Source organism: Pseudorhizobium sp. NPDC055634 (assembly GCF_053618655.1).
In genome coordinates this window covers 424,966-444,094 of record NZ_JBSHHW010000002.1, presented here as the reverse complement: position 1 = coordinate 444,094, position 19,129 = coordinate 424,966, and the positions used below count along the sequence as shown (strand labels likewise).

Annotated in this window: 19 protein-coding genes; 8 read left to right on the top strand and 11 right to left on the bottom strand. The window is 63.3% G+C overall.

Features of this window, described 5'->3' with window-relative positions:
- Positions 1–44: 44 nt before the first annotated feature.
- Positions 45–1,472, top strand: coding sequence for an AAA family ATPase (locus ACWGPT_RS05160; protein WP_452604504.1), 1,428 nt, complete (start codon positions 45–47; stop codon positions 1,470–1,472).
- A 42-nt stretch (positions 1,473–1,514) separates the two neighbouring features.
- Here the strand turns inward: ACWGPT_RS05160 and ACWGPT_RS05155 are convergent, their stop codons facing one another.
- Positions 1,515–2,276 (bottom strand): IclR family transcriptional regulator domain-containing protein, encoded by a 762-nt coding sequence (locus ACWGPT_RS05155; RefSeq protein ID WP_452604503.1) that lies wholly within the window; start codon positions 2,274–2,276, stop codon positions 1,515–1,517.
- Positions 2,277–2,584: 308 nt separating this feature from the next.
- Here ACWGPT_RS05155 and ACWGPT_RS05150 point away from each other — a divergent pair, with 308 nt between their 5' ends.
- Genes ACWGPT_RS05150 through ACWGPT_RS05140 form a run of 3 tightly spaced genes read left to right on the top strand, consistent with a single transcriptional unit; the run spans position 2,585 to position 5,211 of the window.
- Entirely contained in the window at positions 2,585–4,036 is a 1,452-nt protein-coding gene (locus ACWGPT_RS05150) for a glutamine synthetase family protein (protein WP_452604502.1), read from the top strand.
- A 9-nt stretch (positions 4,037–4,045) separates the two neighbouring features.
- Entirely contained in the window at positions 4,046–4,855 is an 810-nt protein-coding gene (locus ACWGPT_RS05145) for an arylamine N-acetyltransferase family protein (RefSeq protein ID WP_452604501.1), read from the top strand.
- 14 nt (positions 4,856–4,869) lie between these two features.
- Positions 4,870–5,211 carry a 5-carboxymethyl-2-hydroxymuconate Delta-isomerase gene (locus ACWGPT_RS05140; protein WP_452604500.1) on the top strand — a complete coding sequence of 114 codons (342 nt, stop codon included), beginning with the start codon at positions 4,870–4,872 and terminating at the stop codon, positions 5,209–5,211.
- Positions 5,212–5,236: 25 nt separating this feature from the next.
- Here the strand turns inward: ACWGPT_RS05140 and ACWGPT_RS05135 are convergent, their stop codons facing one another.
- The 3 genes from ACWGPT_RS05135 to ACWGPT_RS05125 all read right to left on the bottom strand — a co-directional run bounded on the left by ACWGPT_RS05135 (position 5,237) and on the right by ACWGPT_RS05125 (position 7,755).
- Positions 5,237–5,956 (bottom strand): hypothetical protein, encoded by a 720-nt coding sequence (locus ACWGPT_RS05135; protein WP_452604499.1) that lies wholly within the window; start codon positions 5,954–5,956, stop codon positions 5,237–5,239.
- Positions 5,957–6,024: 68 nt separating this feature from the next.
- The gene (locus ACWGPT_RS05130; RefSeq protein ID WP_452604498.1) at positions 6,025–7,260 is read right to left on the bottom strand and encodes an aromatic ring-hydroxylating dioxygenase subunit alpha; all 1,236 of its coding nucleotides are present in this window, start codon (positions 7,258–7,260) and stop codon (positions 6,025–6,027) included.
- A gap of 63 nt (positions 7,261–7,323) precedes the next feature.
- Positions 7,324–7,755: a Rieske 2Fe-2S domain-containing protein gene (locus ACWGPT_RS05125; protein ID WP_452604497.1), complete on the bottom strand. Its 432-nt coding sequence runs from the start codon at positions 7,753–7,755 to the stop codon at positions 7,324–7,326.
- A 236-nt stretch (positions 7,756–7,991) separates the two neighbouring features.
- Between ACWGPT_RS05125 and ACWGPT_RS05120 the strand changes: the two genes are divergently transcribed.
- Positions 7,992–9,224, top strand: a complete 1,233-nt coding sequence (locus ACWGPT_RS05120) for an FAD-dependent oxidoreductase (protein WP_452604496.1) — start codon at positions 7,992–7,994, stop codon at positions 9,222–9,224.
- Complete coding sequence (locus ACWGPT_RS05115) at positions 9,221–9,676, top strand: flavodoxin domain-containing protein (RefSeq protein WP_452604495.1); 456 nt, start codon at positions 9,221–9,223, stop codon at positions 9,674–9,676. The genes ACWGPT_RS05120 and ACWGPT_RS05115 overlap by 4 nt, the downstream gene beginning before the upstream one ends.
- A gap of 58 nt (positions 9,677–9,734) precedes the next feature.
- On the opposite strand, the gene ACWGPT_RS05110 is transcribed toward ACWGPT_RS05115, so the two are convergent.
- The 7 genes from ACWGPT_RS05110 to ACWGPT_RS05080 form a co-directional block, all read right to left on the bottom strand.
- Positions 9,735–10,457 (bottom strand): ABC transporter ATP-binding protein, encoded by a 723-nt coding sequence (locus ACWGPT_RS05110; RefSeq protein ID WP_452604494.1) that lies wholly within the window; start codon positions 10,455–10,457, stop codon positions 9,735–9,737.
- A complete protein-coding gene (locus ACWGPT_RS05105; RefSeq protein WP_452604493.1) occupies positions 10,457–11,203 on the bottom strand; it encodes an ABC transporter ATP-binding protein in 747 nt (248 codons plus the stop codon). Before ACWGPT_RS05105 ends, ACWGPT_RS05110 begins: the two co-directional genes overlap by 1 nt.
- Before the next feature lie 4 nt (positions 11,204–11,207).
- A complete protein-coding gene (locus tag ACWGPT_RS05100) occupies positions 11,208–12,188 on the bottom strand; it encodes a branched-chain amino acid ABC transporter permease (RefSeq protein WP_452604492.1) in 981 nt (326 codons plus the stop codon).
- Positions 12,185–13,054 carry a branched-chain amino acid ABC transporter permease gene (locus ACWGPT_RS05095; protein WP_452604491.1) on the bottom strand — a complete coding sequence of 290 codons (870 nt, stop codon included), beginning with the start codon at positions 13,052–13,054 and terminating at the stop codon, positions 12,185–12,187. The genes ACWGPT_RS05100 and ACWGPT_RS05095 overlap by 4 nt, the downstream gene beginning before the upstream one ends.
- 84 nt (positions 13,055–13,138) lie before the next feature.
- Complete coding sequence (locus ACWGPT_RS05090) at positions 13,139–14,728, bottom strand: amidohydrolase (protein WP_452604490.1); 1,590 nt, start codon at positions 14,726–14,728, stop codon at positions 13,139–13,141.
- A gap of 75 nt (positions 14,729–14,803) precedes the next feature.
- Positions 14,804–15,982 carry an ABC transporter substrate-binding protein gene (locus tag ACWGPT_RS05085; protein ID WP_452604489.1) on the bottom strand — a complete coding sequence of 393 codons (1,179 nt, stop codon included), beginning with the start codon at positions 15,980–15,982 and terminating at the stop codon, positions 14,804–14,806.
- A gap of 235 nt (positions 15,983–16,217) precedes the next feature.
- Complete coding sequence (locus ACWGPT_RS05080) at positions 16,218–17,126, bottom strand: helix-turn-helix domain-containing protein (RefSeq protein WP_452604488.1); 909 nt, start codon at positions 17,124–17,126, stop codon at positions 16,218–16,220.
- A gap of 212 nt (positions 17,127–17,338) precedes the next feature.
- On the opposite strand from ACWGPT_RS05080, the gene ACWGPT_RS05075 reads away from it, so the two are divergent.
- Positions 17,339–18,220 (top strand): carbohydrate ABC transporter permease, encoded by an 882-nt coding sequence (locus tag ACWGPT_RS05075; protein ID WP_452604529.1) that lies wholly within the window; start codon positions 17,339–17,341, stop codon positions 18,218–18,220.
- A 32-nt stretch (positions 18,221–18,252) separates the two neighbouring features.
- The gene (locus ACWGPT_RS05070) at positions 18,253–19,128 is read left to right on the top strand and encodes a carbohydrate ABC transporter permease (protein ID WP_452604528.1); all 876 of its coding nucleotides are present in this window, start codon (positions 18,253–18,255) and stop codon (positions 19,126–19,128) included.
- Position 19,129: the final 1 nt, after the last annotated feature.

Sequence of the window (19,129 nt, the reverse complement as noted above, 5' to 3'; positions counted from 1 at the left end):
CAGCAAAAGGCGGATGGTCAGACGAAACAGGTGGGGGGTCAAAATTGGACGCCGGTCACCCCGCCAGAGGGGTCAATATTCCACGCCTAAACACAGCCTGGCAGGCGCTTGCTCATCATTTCGGGCAGGACGATCTCACCGATCTGTCCTCGTCGCGCCGCCGCTTCGCCCCGCATCTCCTGCCTGACCTGCAATGCGTCATCGAAGAGCAGCTCGCGCCGCTGTCTCCGCGGCTTCTCGGTGTTCACCAGCACCACGAATTCTACGCCCCGAAGCTTTCCGATCTGGTGATCAGCGAAGGCCAGCACGTGGTGGCGCTGACGCCGCTCCAGTATCAGGACATTGATGTCGGGCGGGACGAAACCTTTTCCTCGCTCCATAGCGGGCTCTGGCTCGCCAGGATCGAGGGCAGGCCGCTGGCAATCCTCCTGTCCCAGTTCATGGAGCCCCGCGGGGGCCGCGTGGTCCAGGTCGAGATCGGCTACCTGCCCGGCGATCACGCCAGCGCCTTCGCTCGGGCGTTCCTGCAGAAGATCCAGTCCGCGGGCGAGGCGTCGCGCTTCTATCGCGGTAAAATCCTCTCCTTCGAGCCGAGTGCCGGTTATGACGGCATGCACAGCACGATGAAGGTCCACGACCTTCCCGCTGTTTCGCGCGAGGACGTGATCCTGTCCGATGCCACGATGAGGCGGCTCGACGCGCATGTCTTCGAGTTCGACAGCCATCGCGAGGGGCTGAGACGGCTCGGCCAGTCGACGCGCAAGGGCATCCTGCTTTATGGCCCGCCCGGCACCGGCAAGACGCACGTGATCCGCTATATCTCCGCCAACCTAGGAGGCTGCAGCACGATACTGGCGACGGCCGAGCAGATGCCCTCGATCGGCCAGTACATCGCCCTTGCCCGCACGCTCCAGCCGAGCATCGTCGTCCTGGAGGACGTCGATCTCGTTGCGCGAGCGCGCGAGGAGATCAATAGCCAGAAGACCGAAAGTCTGCTGAATCGCCTCCTGAACGAGATGGACGGGCTCACGCCAGACGCCGACATCCTCTTCATCCTGACCACCAACCGGCCCGAGGATATCGAGGAGGCACTGGCCTCGCGCCCCGGCCGCGTCGACGAGGCGATCGAGATACCGCTGCCCGACGAGGAATGCCGCCGGCGTCTGATTGCGCTTTACGGACAGGCGCTGTCCTTTGCGGACGGTGCGGTGGACGAGGCGGTCCAATGCTCGGATGGCGGCAGCGCAGCCTATGTGAAGGAGATGGTCCGGCGGCTTGCTCAACGCGCGCTGTCGCGCGACGGGGGCAACAGGGTGACGCTCGACGACGTCCGCGCGACCTCGGCGACCTCGCAATTCTGTCCAGTCGCGTCAATCGGCGGATTGTCGGACTGGGCGACCAACGTACCCGCAGGCCAATCGACGGGGACGCCGACAGCTGCTGCGAGGCGTGATTCGTTCTCGTGTCAGTGATGGATAGCCTCGGTGCGAAGGCGCCCGCATCGGCCGTCCGGACTAGAAAAGCTTCGCCCGGGTCAGTTCGCTGGCCGTTCTCCGCAGGAAGTTGACGACCTGGGCGGCGCGGGCTTCGTCCGCCAGCGTGCTGGAAAGCTCCGAGACGCCAAGTGCCGCGCGAACCTCGCCCTTCAGTCCGATCGGGACGGCAATTCCCGTGACTTCATTCTCGAACTCGTTGCGGACGATCGCAAACCCCTTGCGCCCGACAGCCTCGACTTCGGCGGCGATCGCGTCGCGGTCGGTGAGGCTTTCGGCGGTCAGGGGCTGGATCGGCGCGTCGGCAAGATTGGCTGCCGACCACGCGTCCTCGCCATAGGCAAGAAGCACGCGCCCGGCCGCCGTGTGCATCAGCGGAAGGCGACTGCCGATGGTGAAGCCGTAGGTTATGGATGTGGTGCGCAGGGTCGACTGCGCGACGAGCAGCACGCTCGTTTCGTCGGCCATGTAGAGCGATACGGCAAGGCCCGTCTCGCTCGCGCAATCGTTGAGGAGGGGCTGGATGAGCTTGCCGAACTGGTTGCCGCGCAGGAACCCGCTGGCGAGGATCAGGACCCGCGGCGTCAGCGAAAACGTCCGGTTGTTTTTGCGCACGTAGCCCAGGCGCACCAGCGTCAGGACGAGGCGGCGCGCGGTTGCGGGATCGAGGTCTGTGGCCCGCGCAATGTCAGCAATCGACATCTGCGGCTGATCTTCGTCAAACGCCCGGAGAACCGACATCCCCTTCAGGAAGGTCAGGGAGATGTCGCGATCGGATTCCATCAATGATCACTCGTATGATTTCAGTCAAATGACTAGGTTTTAGGCAGCCTGCCGCACCACGACAACTCCAATGATATCGCAGCGATGATAAACTTTCGACAGGAAACATTGTTGCTACCCGTTTTGCGCGATAAACGACGGAACAGGCGTATTCCGCCTGTTTTCCGCTGGCCTCGTGAGCGCAAGCGTGTAAATTGACCGGGCTTTGGCGGGCGCCGGTTGGGTGGCGACGTCATGGAACGAGGTCGCCTGGAGACCGGGCGGAGAGGGAATATGACGAGGATCAAGGGGCGTCGATGGGACGGAGTGTGAAGCAGAAAATTGGCGATGGGGCGCTGGCGCAACTCGGTCTCCTGTCCGATGCCGCCATCGAAAAGGCCGTCGAATTGATCGGCAGGCTTGAAGGCGACGGAGTGGAAACGGTGCGGGTGCTGTTTCCGGACCAGCACGGGGTGCTGCGCGGCAAGACGATCGTGGCCTCCGCACTTCCGTCGATCTTTGCAAGCGGGATGGCGGCTCCCTCGACGGTGCTCCTGAAGGATACGTCCAACCGGACGGTCTTCAGCGTATGGGATGGAGAAGCGAGCGGAGCATGGGTCCCCATGGGCGGCGCTGGCGACATCCTCCTCTGTCCCGATCCGGATACGTTCCGCATTCTCCCCTGGGCGCCGCACTCCGCCTGGCTTCTGTGCGATACCTACGGGAAGGCCGGCAACGCGATCGGGTTTGCGCCCCGGACTGTCCTGAAGCGCGCGCTTGGCGGACTTGATGCGCTCGACCTCGAACTGGTCGTCGGCCTCGAGGTCGAGTTCCACGTCTTCGAGCTCGTGGATGCGAAGGTGGAGCATGCCTCCGCCACGATGCCGGGACAGCCACCCGTCACCCGTCCGCTGGAGCAAGGTTATCAGTTCCTGAGCGAAGTCCGTTACGATCGTCTTGAATGGATCATGGACGAATTGCGGCGAAACGCGCAGGCGCTGAAGCTTCCGGTCCGTTCCACCGAAGTCGAAATGGGTCCGAGCCAGTTTGAATTCACCTTCGATCCGGCCGACCCGCTCACCCATGCGGACAACATGGTGATGTTTCGCACCATGGTGAAGGAGGTCTGCGCCCGCAAGGGGCTGCACGCCACCTTCATGTGTCGCCCGAAGCTCGACAATGTCGTGGCGAGCGGCTGGCATCTCCATCAGTCCATCGTGCGCAAGGGCAGCGGGGACAACCTGTTCATGCCCAAAGGGACCGACTGCACGACGGAGATTGCCGGGCAGTGGATCGCGGGCCTGCTCGCCCACGCGCGGGAGAGCTGCATCCTCACCACGCCGACGATCAACGGCTACAAGCGCTATCAACCGTTCCAGCTCGCGCCGGACCGCATCCAGTGGGGTCAGGATAATCGCGGCGCCATGATCCGGTCGCTGATGCGTGCGGGCGACGGCGCAAGTCGTGTCGAGAACCGCGTGGCGGAAACGGCCGCCAATCCCTACTATTTCTTCGCGTCGCAGATCCTGTCCGGCCTCGCGGGTATTCGCGGAAGGCTAGTTCCACCGCCGCCGGTCGAGACACCCTATGCCAGTGACGCCACCGAGCTTCCGAAGAGCCTGATCGCGGCCGTGGAGGAGTTCGAGGCCTCGACCCTCTATCGCGCCGAACTCGGAGAGGAGTTCGTTAACTACATCTCCCACCTCAAGCGGGCTGAGTGGAAGCGGTACATGATGACCGTCTCGGAATGGGAACAGGCCGAGTATTTCTCGGTATTCTAGGGAGGGGAAATGCCGGATTTCACGCAAGCCTATCTTCGGCGGATCGGCCTCGACCGGATCCCGGCCGGCATCGAGGGGCTGCAACTGTTGCAGTCGATGCAGATGAAGGCCATTCCGTTCGAAAACATCGACCCTCTTCTCGGACGCATTCCCTCCATCGAGCCGACGGACGTCGAACGGAAGACTGTCGCCAGTGGGCGCGGCGGCTACTGTTTCGAGCTCAATGCCCTGGCGGGTGCAGCCCTCGAGGAATTCGGTTTCCAGGCCCGCACGATCCTCGCGCGTGTGAGGAACGGTAATCCGCAGGGAGGCGCCCGCATGCACCAGGCGTTCGTCGTGGAGGAAGCGGGCCGCAGATGGTTGTTCGATACCGGCTTTGGCGGGCCGGGACCGATCGCACCCATCGACCTCGACGACGAAGGGCCGCAGGCGTTCGCCAACGGGACCTACCGCACACGCTTCGACGAAGCCGCCGGAGAAACCGTGCTGGAGCGCCAACAGGCGGACGGGTGGTTTGCGCTCTACGGGTTCGATGACGATCCGGTCCGGGCGATCGATCTGGATGCCGCCAACCATCTGGCGGCCACCTGGCCCAACTCGCCCTTCACCCGCCATCTCATGATGTCGCGGCATGGCGGTGGATCACGGACCACGCTCTTCAACCGCCGGTTCCAGGGCGCGGGAGAGGCAAGGTTGCTGGAAGGTCCGGACGAGCTTCGGAGCGTACTCGTCGAGCATTTCGGCATCGAGCTTTCGCCGGAGGACATTTCGGCTCTCTGGGCGATCATCGAACATGCCCCGACGACCCGTCCGGGCTGAAAAGGCAGGAAACGATGCCCCACTGCGTAATCGAACACTATGGCGCCCTGGCCTCCGATGAGCAGCAGACCGAAGCGATGGAACTGGCGCTCGCGGTCTGCAGCCAAAGCGGGATCATGAATCACGAAGACATAAAGGTTCGTGCCGTGCCGGTCGCGGCCATCCTGTTCGGCGATGGCCGGACGTCGTTTCTCCATCTCACGCTTTCCATGCTTCAGGGGCGGACCGCCGCGCAGAAACTCGCGCTTGCCGAAAAGCTGCGGGACGGCTTCCGGCAACGCTTTCCCGCCGTGCAGAGCATCAGCGTGGATATCAGGGACATGGACCCGGATTGCTACAAGAAATCGCTGGTCTAACGCGCGCTTCGGCGGCAAGCCATCCTCAAATGGAGGGCTTGATCCGCGTCAGGATGTCGAGCGCTTCGGGTGATGCCGTTCCCGGCGTGGCGTCGATCAACAGGTAGCTCATCGGGGTCCTTGCGCTATTGCTCACCAGACCAGGCTCTTCCCCGACCCCCAACGACACGCCGACCGGAGGAGTGCCGTTCGCTGACTGCATCGGGCGGATCGCAGCCTCGCCGTTTTCCATGCTCCAGAGCCAGGACGTCGCCCAGCCGAGGTCCTTGGCCACGCCGGCGAGGACGGAGATATCCTTCTCCGCCTGAACCATGGCGAGGCGGACGTCGAAGGGCGTCTCCTCGCCCGGGTCACGGGAAATGCCCACGCCGCGCACGAATGCCGGCTCCCCGAGCCTCACGGAGGGCGAAAGGTTCGCGCTCCGGTTGGACGGGTCGATCCAGAACCAGTCGCCGCAGCCGTTCAGGCGCGGAGCGCCATCTGCCTGGACCGCCTCGATCGCCATGTAGTCGATCATCCCGGCATAGACCTTGCGCAGCGACAGGGGTACGGGATCGGTGGGGGCGAGGCCCGGCAGGTCCATGGTCGGCGCATGAAGGAGTTGCAGCCACGCGCGCGAGAAGCCCTGGCGCTCCATCATTTGCCGGACCGATTCCTCAAGCGGAAAATAGCCGTCCAGGATGTCCTCGAACGCCCGGCCCCGTCCCTCGAGGAGGTCGTGTTTGGTCAGTAGTGCGGAAGCCATTGCGTCGCCCTTCATGCCTGCGGACGCGGCAGGGCCGCGCCCGTCCAATTCCTGCCGCGTCGGCTTGCTCAGACGGATGCATCCCAGGGGCATTCCGCCCGCCGTTGCATGTCAGCCTGCCAGCTTGCCGCCTGCCAGTCATCGGTCACCGCGATGGCGTCATTGGAAAGCGGGCCGATGATGCGCGCCACGTCGGGCCCCCTCTGCATCAGCAGTGATTCCGTCTTGTCGGTCTCCACCGCCTTGATCGCCTTGCGAAGAAGCAGACGGTAGCGGACGATGGCGGCGTCGCCGCGGCCGAGGTGCTCGCGCGTGCGATCCTGGATCGGCCCCAAACCTTCGACGGCCCACTGGTCGTGGACGTTGATGTCCAGGCCCATGCCGGTATAGGTCAGCGTGCTCTGCTCCTCCGGATTGTAGTGGTAGTTGTTCGACCTGTTCTTCAGCGGCGCGTAATCGGGAAGCCTGTGCTCCTTCAGGCGCTGGTCGCGCATGATCTCTTTGTCGACCGGTTTGGCGAAGCTCGTGAACAGCGTGTACCAGTAGCAGTTCTCATCATCGATCGGCACGTGCCACTGCGTGATGATCATCTCGCGCGACATCGGAATGCAGATCGCCTGCGGGAAGATCTGGTTCGTCACCCGCACATGAGTCAGGTTGTTTTCCATGTGCCGCAGGGCGGTGATCTTGAGGCCGAAATCCGTTTCCTCGACCTCGATATCCGGGCGGGGATACTCCCGCAGGATCTGGGTCATCGGCATGTCGGTATGGGCCGCCTTGTCGCGGAACTGCTTGCCGTAGCTGTCGGAAGGATCTTCGTCTTGCAGGAAGCGGTGAAGGAAGGAGGCGTGCGCCGGATCGATCCCGACTTCCAGGGCCTGCAGCCAGTTGCACTCCCAGAGCCCCTTGAACGCGAAGACATGGCTGTCCGGTGCCCGAAAGCAGTCGAGGTTCGGAAATTCCGGCGGCTCGCCCGGACCCATATAGGTAAAGAAGATGCCGTTCTTCTCCACCACCGGGTAGCGGGCCGCGCCCTCGACCGTCTCGATAGAACCCGGATCGGGAAAATGCGCCGGCGGCTCGTCTGCGGATGCCACGCGTTGCGTCAGCACGAGTTCGCCCGAGGCTTCGTCACGCATCAGGACCAGGCGCTCGCCCAGCAGGTTGACGGGCAGGAGCGGATGGTTGTTGCCCTTAACCTCGTCGGTGAGAGCTGCGGGTTGCCAGTAGCGGCGCAGCACCGCACCAGCCGGCGAGCCGGGGCCGATACGGGTGATCTGGCTGTTCAGCTTTTCGCTAATCATGACGCGTTCCTCTCTTCATATCAGTAGATCGATGGCCGGCGACCGGCCATCCGTCGCGGACGTCTAGATCTGCGCCCCGCCATCGACGGCCGGAGGCTCGCCTTCGCCCATATAGGCAAAGATGGCGCCGTCCTTTTCCACGACGGGATAACTCGGCAGCTTGATCGTCTTGTACATGGTGGAATCTTCCGGTTCTGCCGGCTGCTCCACGCACTGGCCCGTGCGGTCGAAATGCCAGCCATGGAAGGGACAGCGCAATCCGTTGTCCTCGCGCCGGCCGAAGCAGAGGTCGGCGCCCCGGTGGGGGCAGTGCCGGCCGATCAGGCCGAGCTCGCCCTCATCGTCGCGAAAGAGAACCAGGCGCTGGCCGAACAGCGTCACCGGAATAACCGGACGCGGCCCGGCAAGGTCAGCGCTGTCCGCTGCCTTGACCCAGGTTTGCGGCAGTGCCGCCTCCTGCCGTTGTGCGCCCGGAGTGTCCTCGAGTTCAGTCACATGCATCCCCATTGTCCGCACCGGCCTTCCGCGATCCGTGTCTTGCAAAAGCTCATTTTGTGCGATATTCGAGTTTTCTATCGTTTATCGAAGATACGTTGTTTTTTCGGTAAGTCAACGTCGACGGCTGACGATGCTCGTTCTGGAATCATGGCTTGCTTCCCGAATGCTCGAATGCACTGCGCCCCTCCGGAAGGCGAAGCTCGTGGCGGCGGCGGAACATGGGAGCTCTTATAATGTCGGCAAAGATCGCCATCGTGGGATCGGGCCCATCCGGCTGCTATCTCGCCCAGGCGCTGCTGAAACTGGATAGCGGTCTCCAGGTCAATGTCATCGACGCGCTGCCCGTGCCGTATGGCCTCGTTCGCTACGGCGTGGCCGCCGATCATCAGGGCACGAAAGCCGTCACACGCCAGTTCTCCCGTATATTCGAACGGCAGGGCGCGCGGTTCTTCGGCAATGTCCACGTCGGACGCGATATCTCCCTCGATGCGCTGCGCCAGGCGTTCGACGTCGTGGTCCTGGCCGCGGGGCTTTCGCTCGACCGCCGGCTGGGCATTCCGGGCGACGATCTGCCCGGCATATATGGAGCATCCTGCCTGACCCGGGCGCTGCATGAGCATCCGGAAGCAAAGACGCTGCCGGATCTCGGGCCCAATCCCGTGATCGTCGGCAACGGCAATGTCGCCATCGACCTGCTCCGTCTGCTTGCGAAATCGCCGGACGAACTGGAAGGCACCGACCTCGGACCGCTTCCTTCCGACTGGCTGGGACGCAATTCGTTCGAGAGCATCACCATCCTCGGTCGCTCGCCTGCCTCCCAGGCGAAGTTCGATCCGGTCATGATCCGCGAACTCGCCAAGCTCAGGAACGTCTCGATCGAAGTGATCGGTGCCGACCAGGCGGAGGACGCCGAGCAGGCGAAGCGGCTGGAGGCTCTGGCCGAGATCCACAAGCCGTCGCAAGCCCGCACGGCCATCCGATTCCGCTTCGCCCTCCAACCCGTCGCCGTAGAGGGAGAGGAAAGCGTGACCGGCCTGCGCGTCCGCGATTCCTCCGGCGTCGAGGAGGTCATATCCGCATCCAGCATCGTTGCGGCGATCGGGTTCCGGGCGAGCGGCGATCTCGATCGCGACCGCTGGATGACCGAAGGCGTGAGCGAGACGGGAAGGCTCGCGCCGGGCCTCTATGCGGCAGGCTGGTTTCGCCGCGGCCCGCGGGGAACGATCCCCGAAAGCCGGGAAGAGGGACAGCTGCTGGCTTCCACGATCCTGGCTGAAACAGAGCCGGCGTCGGACCGTCCGGGCCGGGCAATCCTGGAGCGCCTGCCCGGCGTCGTGGATTTTGCCGGATGGCAGCGTATCGACGAGATCGAATTGAGTTCCGCACCGCCCGGCAGATGCCGCCGGAAGCTATCGACCACTGAGGATCTGTTGCGCGTCGCGACGGATCAGGAGCATTCCATATGAAAATCTCGATCCTATACGGTACCCAGACCGGCAATGCGGAAATGCTTGCCGACGACATTCAGTCCGCGCTCGAGGCGGATCATGAGGTGGCCTGCGCCGATCTCGCGGAAACCGAGCCCGCCTCGCTCACGGGCGAGGAGTTCGTCATCATCGTCTGCTCGACCTACGGGGACGGCGAGCTGCCGGCGTCCGCGCAGCCTTTCGTGGCCAAGCTGGAGGCCGGCGCCTTCGATTTGACGAATGTACGCTTCGCCGTCTTCGGCCTCGGAGACAGCGAGTATGCCGATACGTTCGCCTTCGGCTCGAAGAAGATTGCGGAAAAGCTGGTGGCGTGCGGAGCCGTTCAGGTCGGGCCGCGGCTCACCCACGACGCTTCGGGGGGCGACATGGCCGAAGAGGTAGCACTTCCTTGGGTCGAGACCATCATCCAGGAGATGACGGAAAACGTCTGATGCGAAAGGGGCGCTGCCGAAAGCGACAGCGCCTATTATTTTTTCCGGGCAGGGCTTGTCAGCCCATGTGGAGCGCGGATACGCCCAGGTACTTGTCGATCAGCTCGGGATTGTCGGCAAGGCTCGCCGAAGGACCCGTCCAGACGATGCGGCCCCGCTCCATGATCATCACCACGTCTCCGAAGGAGAGCGCATTCTTGATGTGCTGCTCCACCAGCAGGATGGTCATCCGGCCGGTTGCCGCAAGCTCCGAGAGTGTCGCCATCAGTTCCTGACAGATGACCGGCGCAAGGCCCTCCAGCGGCTCGTCGAGCAAGAGGATGGTCGGCTGGCCGAGAAGCGCTCTCGCGGTCGAAAGCATCTGCTGCTCGCCCCCGGACAGCTGCCATCCGAGATTTGTCCGGCGCTCCTTGAGACGCGGAAACAGCGTGTAGGCTTCCTCGATCTCGGAGCGATGGCGACCCTTGAGCCCGCTGAGGAGGTTTTCCTCCACCGTCAGCGTCCGGAAGATATCGCGCGTCTGCGGAACGTACCCGAAGCCTGAAAGCGCCCTGCTGGCGGGAGAGGACGCGTCGACGCGCGTCCCGCCGATCTCGATCGTCCCGCCGTGATGGGTGGTCAGGCCCATCAGCGTGGCGAGAAGCGTCGTCTTGCCCATGCCGTTGCGGCCGATGATCGAAAGCCTCTGGCCGGCCGGTACCGAGAACGCGACCTCCTCGAGGATGACCGTGCGGCCGTAGCCTGCGTTTAGACCTGCCACTTCAAGGTTTGCCGCCGGCATCAGATTTCATCTCCGAGATATGCTTTGCGCACGTTTTCATCCACCGCAAGCTTGTCGGGCGTTCCCCTGAAGATCACGGTACCCGCACTGAGGACGATGACGTCGCGCGCGAACTTGCGGATCAGGTCCATGTCGTGGTCGATGAGGAGGACGGCGAGATCCGGCGGCAGTTCGTCGAGCGTGGCGACCACACGGTCCATGTCGCTGCTGGGAATGCCGGCGCCCGGCTCGTCGAGCAGAAGCACTTTCGGCTTCAGAACCAGAGCGATCGCGATTTCGAGGAGGCGCTGCTGCCCGTAGGCGATCAGTGCGACCTGGTGATTGGCAAGCGAGCCCAGCCGAAGCTTCTCGAGCGTCTGCATCGCTTCGGCGACGACGTCGGGCATGCCGTGATACGACCGGAACATCCCGGAAGTCTTCCCGTCGCGCTGAAGGACTGCAAGCGCGACGTGGTCCAGGACCGACATGTCTGGGAAGAGACGGGTGATCTGGAAGCTGCGGATCAACCCGAGCCGAACCCGCTCGGTATCGCTCAGCGAAGTCACGTCCTGTCCCATAAGGTGGATTTGACCCGCATGCGGCCGGTAGGAGCCGGCGATGAGGTTGATGAGCGTGGTCTTTCCGGCGCCGTTCGGTCCGATCAGCGCGGTCCTGCTTCCGGTCTTGAGGGTCAGCGACACGTCGTTGGTGACTTTCAGCCCGCCGAACGAGAGCGAGAGGTTCTGGACGTCGAGATAAGTATCCATGATCTCAGGCACCCCTACGATCAAGCAGGCCCGCAACGAGCCCGTAAAGGCCCTTGGGAGCGAACAACACGACGCCGATCAGGAGGATGCCGACGAGGATGAGCCAGTGGAACGGGCTCGCCGCCGAGACGACATGCTCGAACCACATGAAGACGAATGTGCCGACCAGGGCGCCGAACACCGAGCCCGTACCCCCGAAGATCAGCATGACCAGGGCTTCGGCGGACGTGGTGAAGCTGATGCTGTCCAGGCCGACCACCTGGGTCGCGACGGCCTGCAGCGCGCCGCCCAGGCCGGCGACGAAGCCCGCGATCGCGTACATCTTGAGGAGCGGAAGAAAGATCGTCGCGCCCATGGCCCTGACGCGGATCCGGTCCCGGTGGATGCCGCGGCAGATCATGCCGAAGGGTGAGCGGATGACCCGGCGCAGGATGATGGCGACGACGATGACGATGGCAAGCGCCAGCCAGAAGGCGGTGCGACCCCAGAGATCGAACTCGAACGCGCCGAAGAGCGGACCGATGGTGAGGCCGGACAGGCCGTCGCTGCCGCCGGTGATTGACGACGCCTTGTTGACGCCCTCCGAAGCCAGCTGAACCAGCGCGATGGAGATGACGAGCTGCGACAGGCCGTGCCCCTTGAGGATGAGGGCGCCCGAGACAACCCCGGCGACGGTCCCGGCAGCGGCGCCGATCAGGAGGAGGACCAGCGGATCGGAAACGCCATTGACGCTCGCGATACCGGCCGCGTAGGCCCCGGCGCCGTAGATGAAGGCGTGCCCCAGCGTGGCGACGCCGCCGACGCCCGTCACAAGGTCGAGCGACATGACCAGGAGCGCGGTCGACAGCAGCATCGTCAGGAACGCGAGATTGTCCGGGAAGACAAAGTAGCAGCCGACTCCGACCAGGAGGACGATGGTCGCGCCGAGAAGGTCACGGAGATTGTTGCGGGGCACGAGGGGCCTTTCAGCCGATACGAGGGTCATTGGCTGGCCTTCCTTCCGAAGAGACCGTTCGGGAAGACCAGAACGATGAGGATGACGGCGGCGTAGAAGAAGAAGGCGCCGTAGGACGGCAGCAGGTAGCGGGCAAGCGTGTCCACGAAGCCGAGAATGAGACAGGCGGTGAGCGCGCCGCCGATGGACCCGGCGCCGCCGACGCAGACCACGACCAGCAGCATCACCATGTAGGTAAGGGCGTAGTAAGGCTCGATCGGCAGCAGTTCCGCGCCGATCACGCCGCCGAAGGCCGCAAGGCCGGTTGCGAGGGCGAAGCTGAGGGAGAAGATCACGCTGGTGCGGATGCCGAGCGATGCGGCGATCTTCTCGTTCTCCACGGCTGCGCGCAGCTTCACGCCGAATGCGGTTCTCTCGATGACGTACCACAGGCCCACCGCGACCGCTGCGCCGCAGAATGCGACGAAGACGCGGTGGGAGGCCATCGTCCTGAAGCCGAGATCGACGTTTCGGCGCAAGGGCTCTGGCAAGGGAATGGTCTTCAGGGTCGGGCCGAAGATGTAGTTGGCGACGCCGATTATCACGAAGGTGATCCCGATCGTCATCAGCACCTGCGTCAGCTCGCTTGTGCCGTATATCCGCCGGTAGAGAACGCGTTCGAGCGGAACGGCGATCAGCATCGCGCCGAGGACGGCGACGACGACCGCAAGCGCGTAGGGAAGCGCCTGTTCCTGGGTCATGAACGAGGCGATATAGCCGCCGATCATCGCGAAGGCGCCATGCGCGAGATTGACGATCTTCATCAGGCCCATGGCGAGGGACAGGCCGACGGAGATGGTGAACAGGACCATTCCGTAGACGAATGCGTCAGAAAGAATGTTGAGAAAAAGGATCATGGGCTCTTCGCTGAATGGTGCAGGAACAGGCTGTAGCACGGCGACCGCAGGGCGCAGGGGCTGATCTCGCGGATCTTGTGAATCTCAGAGGTCTTGATGGACAATCCGGCCCTCCATCATGGTGAGGACCGATCGTGTCTTGGAAACCTCTTCCGGCGCAAGGTCGAACGGATCGCGGTCGAGGACCGTCAGGTCGGCCGCGCAGCCTGGCTGAAGCCGTCCCCGGAATGTCTCGTGGCGCATGGCGAGCGCGCCGCCTGCAATATAGCCGTCGATCGCCTCCCGCGCGGTGACCGCTTCGCGCGGGCCGAGGACCTGGCCGCCGGACGACAGGCGGTCCATGGCGGAACGCACACCGTCCCAGGGGGACACGAGGCCCGTCGGAGCGTCCGAACTCAAGGCGAGGAGGGCGTCGGAATCCGTCACGCTGCGAACCGGATAGGCATGGTCCGTCCGTTTGCCGAGCCCGGCACGGATGGAATCGCCCATCCGCCAGAGAAAGCTCGGCTGGGTCACGACCATCGCCCCGATCTTCCTGAGGCGCGGGAAGACGCCGGGCGAGGGACAGAAACAGTGCTCGATCCGGTGCCTCCGTTCGACCGGGGAACTGGCATGGGCGCGCTCGTAGGCACCGGCGACCAGTTCGACCGCCCGATCGCCCGTCGCATGGACGGCGACACGCCAGCCTGCGGTATGGGCATCCATGATGGATTGCTCGATCTCACTTTCCGACAGCATGAAGGTGCCGGTACCGCCGCGATCACAGAATGGCTCGGACAGGGCGCTGGTCCGGCCGCCGACGATACCGTCCGCGAAAAACTTGAGCGTCTCGCGGCTCCAGCGCCGATCGAACGAGGGAACTAGGCCGCGGGCCGCAGCCTCGCGAGCATCCAGCTGCGCCATGAAGCCGAAGCGGACGGGAAGGCCATCGTCATCGCGAAGGCTTTCCCAGATCTCGTTTTCCCGGTCGTACCCGATCGAGAAACCGACGGCCGCTTCCACCAGCGACGTCAGGCCGAGCTTGGTGCAGTCCGCGACCGCATCGCGGATGCCCTGGCGGATCAGATGGGCCGGAGGGACGGGCGCCGACCGGAAGATGGCTTCCGCCGCCCTCTCGTATGCCAGCCCGTTGAGGCTTCCATCGTCGAAACGCTCGAAATGGCCGTATTGAGGATCGGCTTGATGTTCGCCGAGCCCCAGGAGCCGCATTGCGGACGTATTGAAGACGGCGACATGCCCGCAGTAGCGGCGCAACAGCACCGGTCGGTCGCCGACCGCCTCGTCGAGTTCGCGACGGTTCGGCATCCTGCCTTCCGCGAGCCTCGCTTCGTTCAGGTCGCAGCCCTGCAGCCAGTCGGCGCCGGGGTTCCGTGCATTCTCCTGCCTGAGAATGTCGAGGACCGCCGCGACGGATTGCGGGCGGCTCGCCGTGAAATCGACCTGGAGGCGCGAGAGCGCCATGGTGAAGATGTGGATATGCGCGTCCGTCAGTCCGGGCAGGACGCTAGCCCCCTGCAGGTCAACGACCCGCTCGGCGGCTGGGGCATCATGGAGATCCCCCATCCAGGCGATCTCGCCGTCGCGCACGAGAAGCGCCGAAGCCGGATCGCGATCAGTCGCATCAGAATAAAATCGCCCATTACGGAGAAGGGTCGACGCAGTCGATTGGCTCAAGACAACACCCGCCCTGAAAGTTGATGGGACCGACTGCCCCTGCCCGGATTTCGGGCAAGGGCAGTCGCTGGCCGATCAATTCTTGACGAGACCCCAGTCGCGCTGGGCTTCGAATGCCTTCAGTTCCTTGTTCACGTACTGGCCGTCCTCTTTCGCCACTTCGCGAAGATAGACGTTCTGCGTGATGTGGCGGGTTTCCGGATCCATGCTGACCGGGCCGCGAGGGCTTTCCCACTGCATGCTCTTGACTGCGTCGACGGCGGTCTGCGGGTCCTGCTTGCCACCGGTGACGTTGATCATTTCGTAGATGAGCTTGGCGCCGTCATAGGCGGCGACGGCGGCCATGGTCACCTTGGTCTTGTCGGCGCCGATCGATTCAAGGGCTTCCATGAAGGCCTTGTTTGCCGGTGAATCGTGCGAGGCCGAATAGTGGTAGGTGGACCTCGTTCCAAGCGCGACGTCGCCGAGGGCGGGGAGATCCGGCTCGGTCAGCAGGTCGCCGGTCGAGATGAGCTTGACGCCGGCTTCCGCAAGGCCGTTGCCGATATAGGATTTCATGAAGCCGAGGGTCGGCGCACCGGCCGGGAAGAACGCGAAGACGGTGTCGGCGCCGGACTGCTTGATGCGCTGGGCGACGGGATTGAAGTCGCTCGTCGTCAGCGGAAGGCGGATGGTCTCGACCAGTTCGCCGCCGGCCTTTTCGTAGGTTTCCTTGAAGCCGGTCTCGGCATCGACGCCCGGGCCGTAGTCGCTGACCACGGTCATGGCCTTCTTGCTGCCGTCCTCGATCGCCACGGTGGCCGCGGGGACCGTGTTCTGCCACATGGTGAAGGAGGTGCGCAGGATGAGCGGGCTTTGCTCGACGATCGACGAGGTCGCGGCATTGAGGACGACGAAAGGTACGTTGCCCTGCTTCAGCAGCGATGCGATAGAGAGCGCGTTCGGGGTGAAGTAGGCGCCGGCGAGGTACTGCACCTTGTCCTTGACAATCAGTTCCTGGGCAAGCGCGCGGGCCTTTGCCGGATCGACGCCCGGAAGATCGCGATAGACGAATTCCACCTGATGTTCGCCGACGGAAGCACCGTTCACCTTGGCGTAGGCCTGCATGCCCCACTGGAAGTTCTGGCCGTAAAGGGAGTAGGGACCGGACAGCGGGCCGATGACCCCGACCTTGATGGTATCGGCCTGGGCAGCCGAAACGAAGCTGGCGAAGGTGGCGGCAAGGGCGCCGACAAGACATTTCAGGTTGGACATTCCAAGTTCTCCTCTATCGCCCGATTGTTCCGCAGAGGGATGACATCCGGCTTATTATTGTCGATAAACGCACAAAATGGATATATGCGCACAGGAGGCTTGGCAAGGTATTTTTGATTTCCATCAAGCGCTCCCGACCGCCCGACTACTGGCTTCTATCCCGTCGCGCACTTCATACGCAGTGACCGCCCGCGGCGATATTCAGAGGTATCCGTGCGCCCGCGCTCCCCAGAGGTCAGCCGTGACCGAGCAGCCGGTCCTGCTCCGGCTCGTCGAAGCCCAGAAGTCCGCCGTGACGGTTTCGGCGCACCCGGTCCACATGAGCGCGCGGACTGAGGCCGATCGTACGCTTGAACATTCGCGAGAAATAGTAGGGATCGGAGTAGCCGACCTCCGCCGCCGCTTCCGCCACGGGAAGGCCGGCCTCGAGGAAGTGCATGGCCCGTTCCATGCGCTTGAACTCCTGGTACTTCCGGGGCGTCCGGCCGACCCGCTTCTTGAACTCGCGCAGGAAGTAGTCGGGATTGAACGAGGAGGCGCGGATCGCCTTCATGGCGATGTCGCCATCGAGAGGATTGGCGGCGATCATGGTCGCGGCCTTGACGACCGCGAGATCCAGCGCGTCGGCTCCCTCCGGCTGGTAGGCGGCGCGGTCGCGCCAGCCCAGGAACGCGTCATCGATGTAGGCGATCAGCAGGTACATGAAGAGATGGTGCTGGCTGAGCGTGACGGAGGAGGGCGGTGCGGTCTGCCGGTATTGGCGGACGAGCGGCTCGAGGAGAGGCCATCGGCTGAGGTGGACCTTGGGCTGCAGTTCCATCTGCGAGATGAGGTCGTGCCGACCGTAGATATCCAGCGTGAAATGCTGTGCGATCCCGGTATAACTGCTTCTTCCCTCGTTCCATCCCTGGAAGCGCTGGCCGCGGGTGATCAGCATCGCGTCCCCGGGCTCCATCGTCCTGCGGTCCCCGTCGATCAGGTATTCTCCGCGTCCGCCAAGGCAGATCACCAGGTCCTCGACCGGATTGATCTTCTCGATCCTCCAGGTTCTCGAATGCTCCATCCGGATGGTCGCCCGGGTCATCGTCAACGCAAGCGCCGAAGGGGGAATGCTGGAAAGGATACCGCCTTCGATTTCGTCCATCTTTTTCCCCATGATCGTTTATTTATTCTGGTCGAGAATTCGGGTTAAGTCACCGTCACACTGCTCGGAGGAGCGGAATTTTGATCTGGGAGGAGATCAGAAGGTGGTTGCGGGACCTGCATGTCCCGATGCCCCTGCTGGTCCGGGAGCTGTGATTTGTACGAAAACGTGATTCGTCACGGCGCTGTCCAGGCCATGTCCGGATGGTCGCGATGAAGGGGCAGCGGCTGCTTGGATACGGATATCTGACGCCATACCTGATCGGCCTGGTGGTATTCACCGCGGTGCCCTTCCTGACCTCCCTATATCTCAGCTTCACCAAATACGACCTGATGAACACGCCGATATGGACGGGACTGTCCAACTACGAGCGCCTGTTCACCCGCGACCGGACCTTCACCAAGTCCCTGAACGTCACGCTGAGCTACGTATTCCTGACGGTGCCGCTGAAGCTTGCCTTCGCGCTCTTCATCGCCGCGATCCTCAATTACAGGCTGAAGTTCATCAACCTGTTCCGCACGGCCTTCTACGTGCCGTCCATCCTCGGCGGCTCGATCGCGATCGCGGTTCTCTGGCGCTACCTTTTCGCCACCGAGGGGCTGGTCAACATGGCGCTCGCCGGCGTTGGACTTGCTCCGGTCGACTGGTTCGGCGACCCGACCAACGCGCTCTTCACGATCACGCTTCTCCGCTGCTGGCAGTTCGGCTCGGCCATGGTCATCTTCCTCGCCGCGCTCCAGTCGATCGACAAGTCGCTCTACGAGGCCGCTGCCATCGATGGCGCGGGCAAGGTGACCACCTTCATCTTCATCACGCTGCCGCTGCTCACTCCGGTGATCTTCTTCAATCTGGTGATGCAGATGGTCCAGGCATTCCAGGAGTTCAACGGCCCCTACATCATCACGCAGGGCGGCCCCCTGAAGTCCACCTATCTTCTGCCCCTCTACATCTACGAGGAGGCCTTCAAGAAGTTCAACATGGGCTACGCCTCGGCGATCGCCTGGGTGCTCTTCGTCATCATCACGGTCCTGACCCTCGTCGCATTCTGGTCGTCCAGGAAGTGGGTCTATTACGCCGGCGACAAGAGGAACTGACCATGGCTGACCTTCACCTTGACAAGGCGGCCATGGACGCTTCCGATGAAGTGGCGGCGACCCGTCGCGCCAGATGGGACCTGGTCTCCGCGACCATTCGCTACGCGCTGCTGTTCGGCGTCGGCTTCCTCATGCTCTATCCGCTGATCTGGTTGGTCGGCGCGAGCTTCAAGACGAATTCGGAGATCTTCTCGGGCGCCGGTTTCCTCCCCGAAAACCCGACGCTGGACGGTTACGTCAAGGGGTGGCAGACCTCGACGCCCTACACGTTCGGCCGCTTCTTCTGGAACTCATTCCTGATCATCCTTCCCAAGGTGATCGGCACGGCGATTTCCTGCACCATGGCTGCCTATGCCTTTGCCCGCTTCGACTTTCCCTTCAAGAAAATCCTGTTCGGCTCGGTTATCGCGCTGCTGCTTCTCCCGAACGTCGTCACCCGCATTCCGCAATACATCCTGTTCCGCGATCTCGGCTGGCTCGACACCTTCCTGCCGCTCTGGGTGCCGTCGGCGCTTGCGGGCGATGCCTTCTTCATCTTCATGCTCGTGCAGTTCCTGCGGTCGCTCCCGCGGGACATGGAGGAGGCGGCGCGTGTCGACGGGGCCAACAGCCTTCAGACCCTCGTCTACATCGTCGTGCCGATGCTGTCGCCGGCGCTGATCTCGGTCTGCCTTTTCCAGTTCATGTGGACGATGAACGATTTCCTCGGCCCGCTGATCTACATCTCCTCGGTCGACAAGTACCCGGTGAGCCTCGCTCTCAAGCTCTCGATAGACACAACCGAAGCCTTTGAATGGAACCGCATCCTGGCGATGTCGGTGCTGACGATCGCCCCTGCGCTGATCGTCTTCTTCGCCGCCCAGCGGTACTTCATCGAAGGCATCTCCGCTGGAGGCAGGAAAGGCTGAC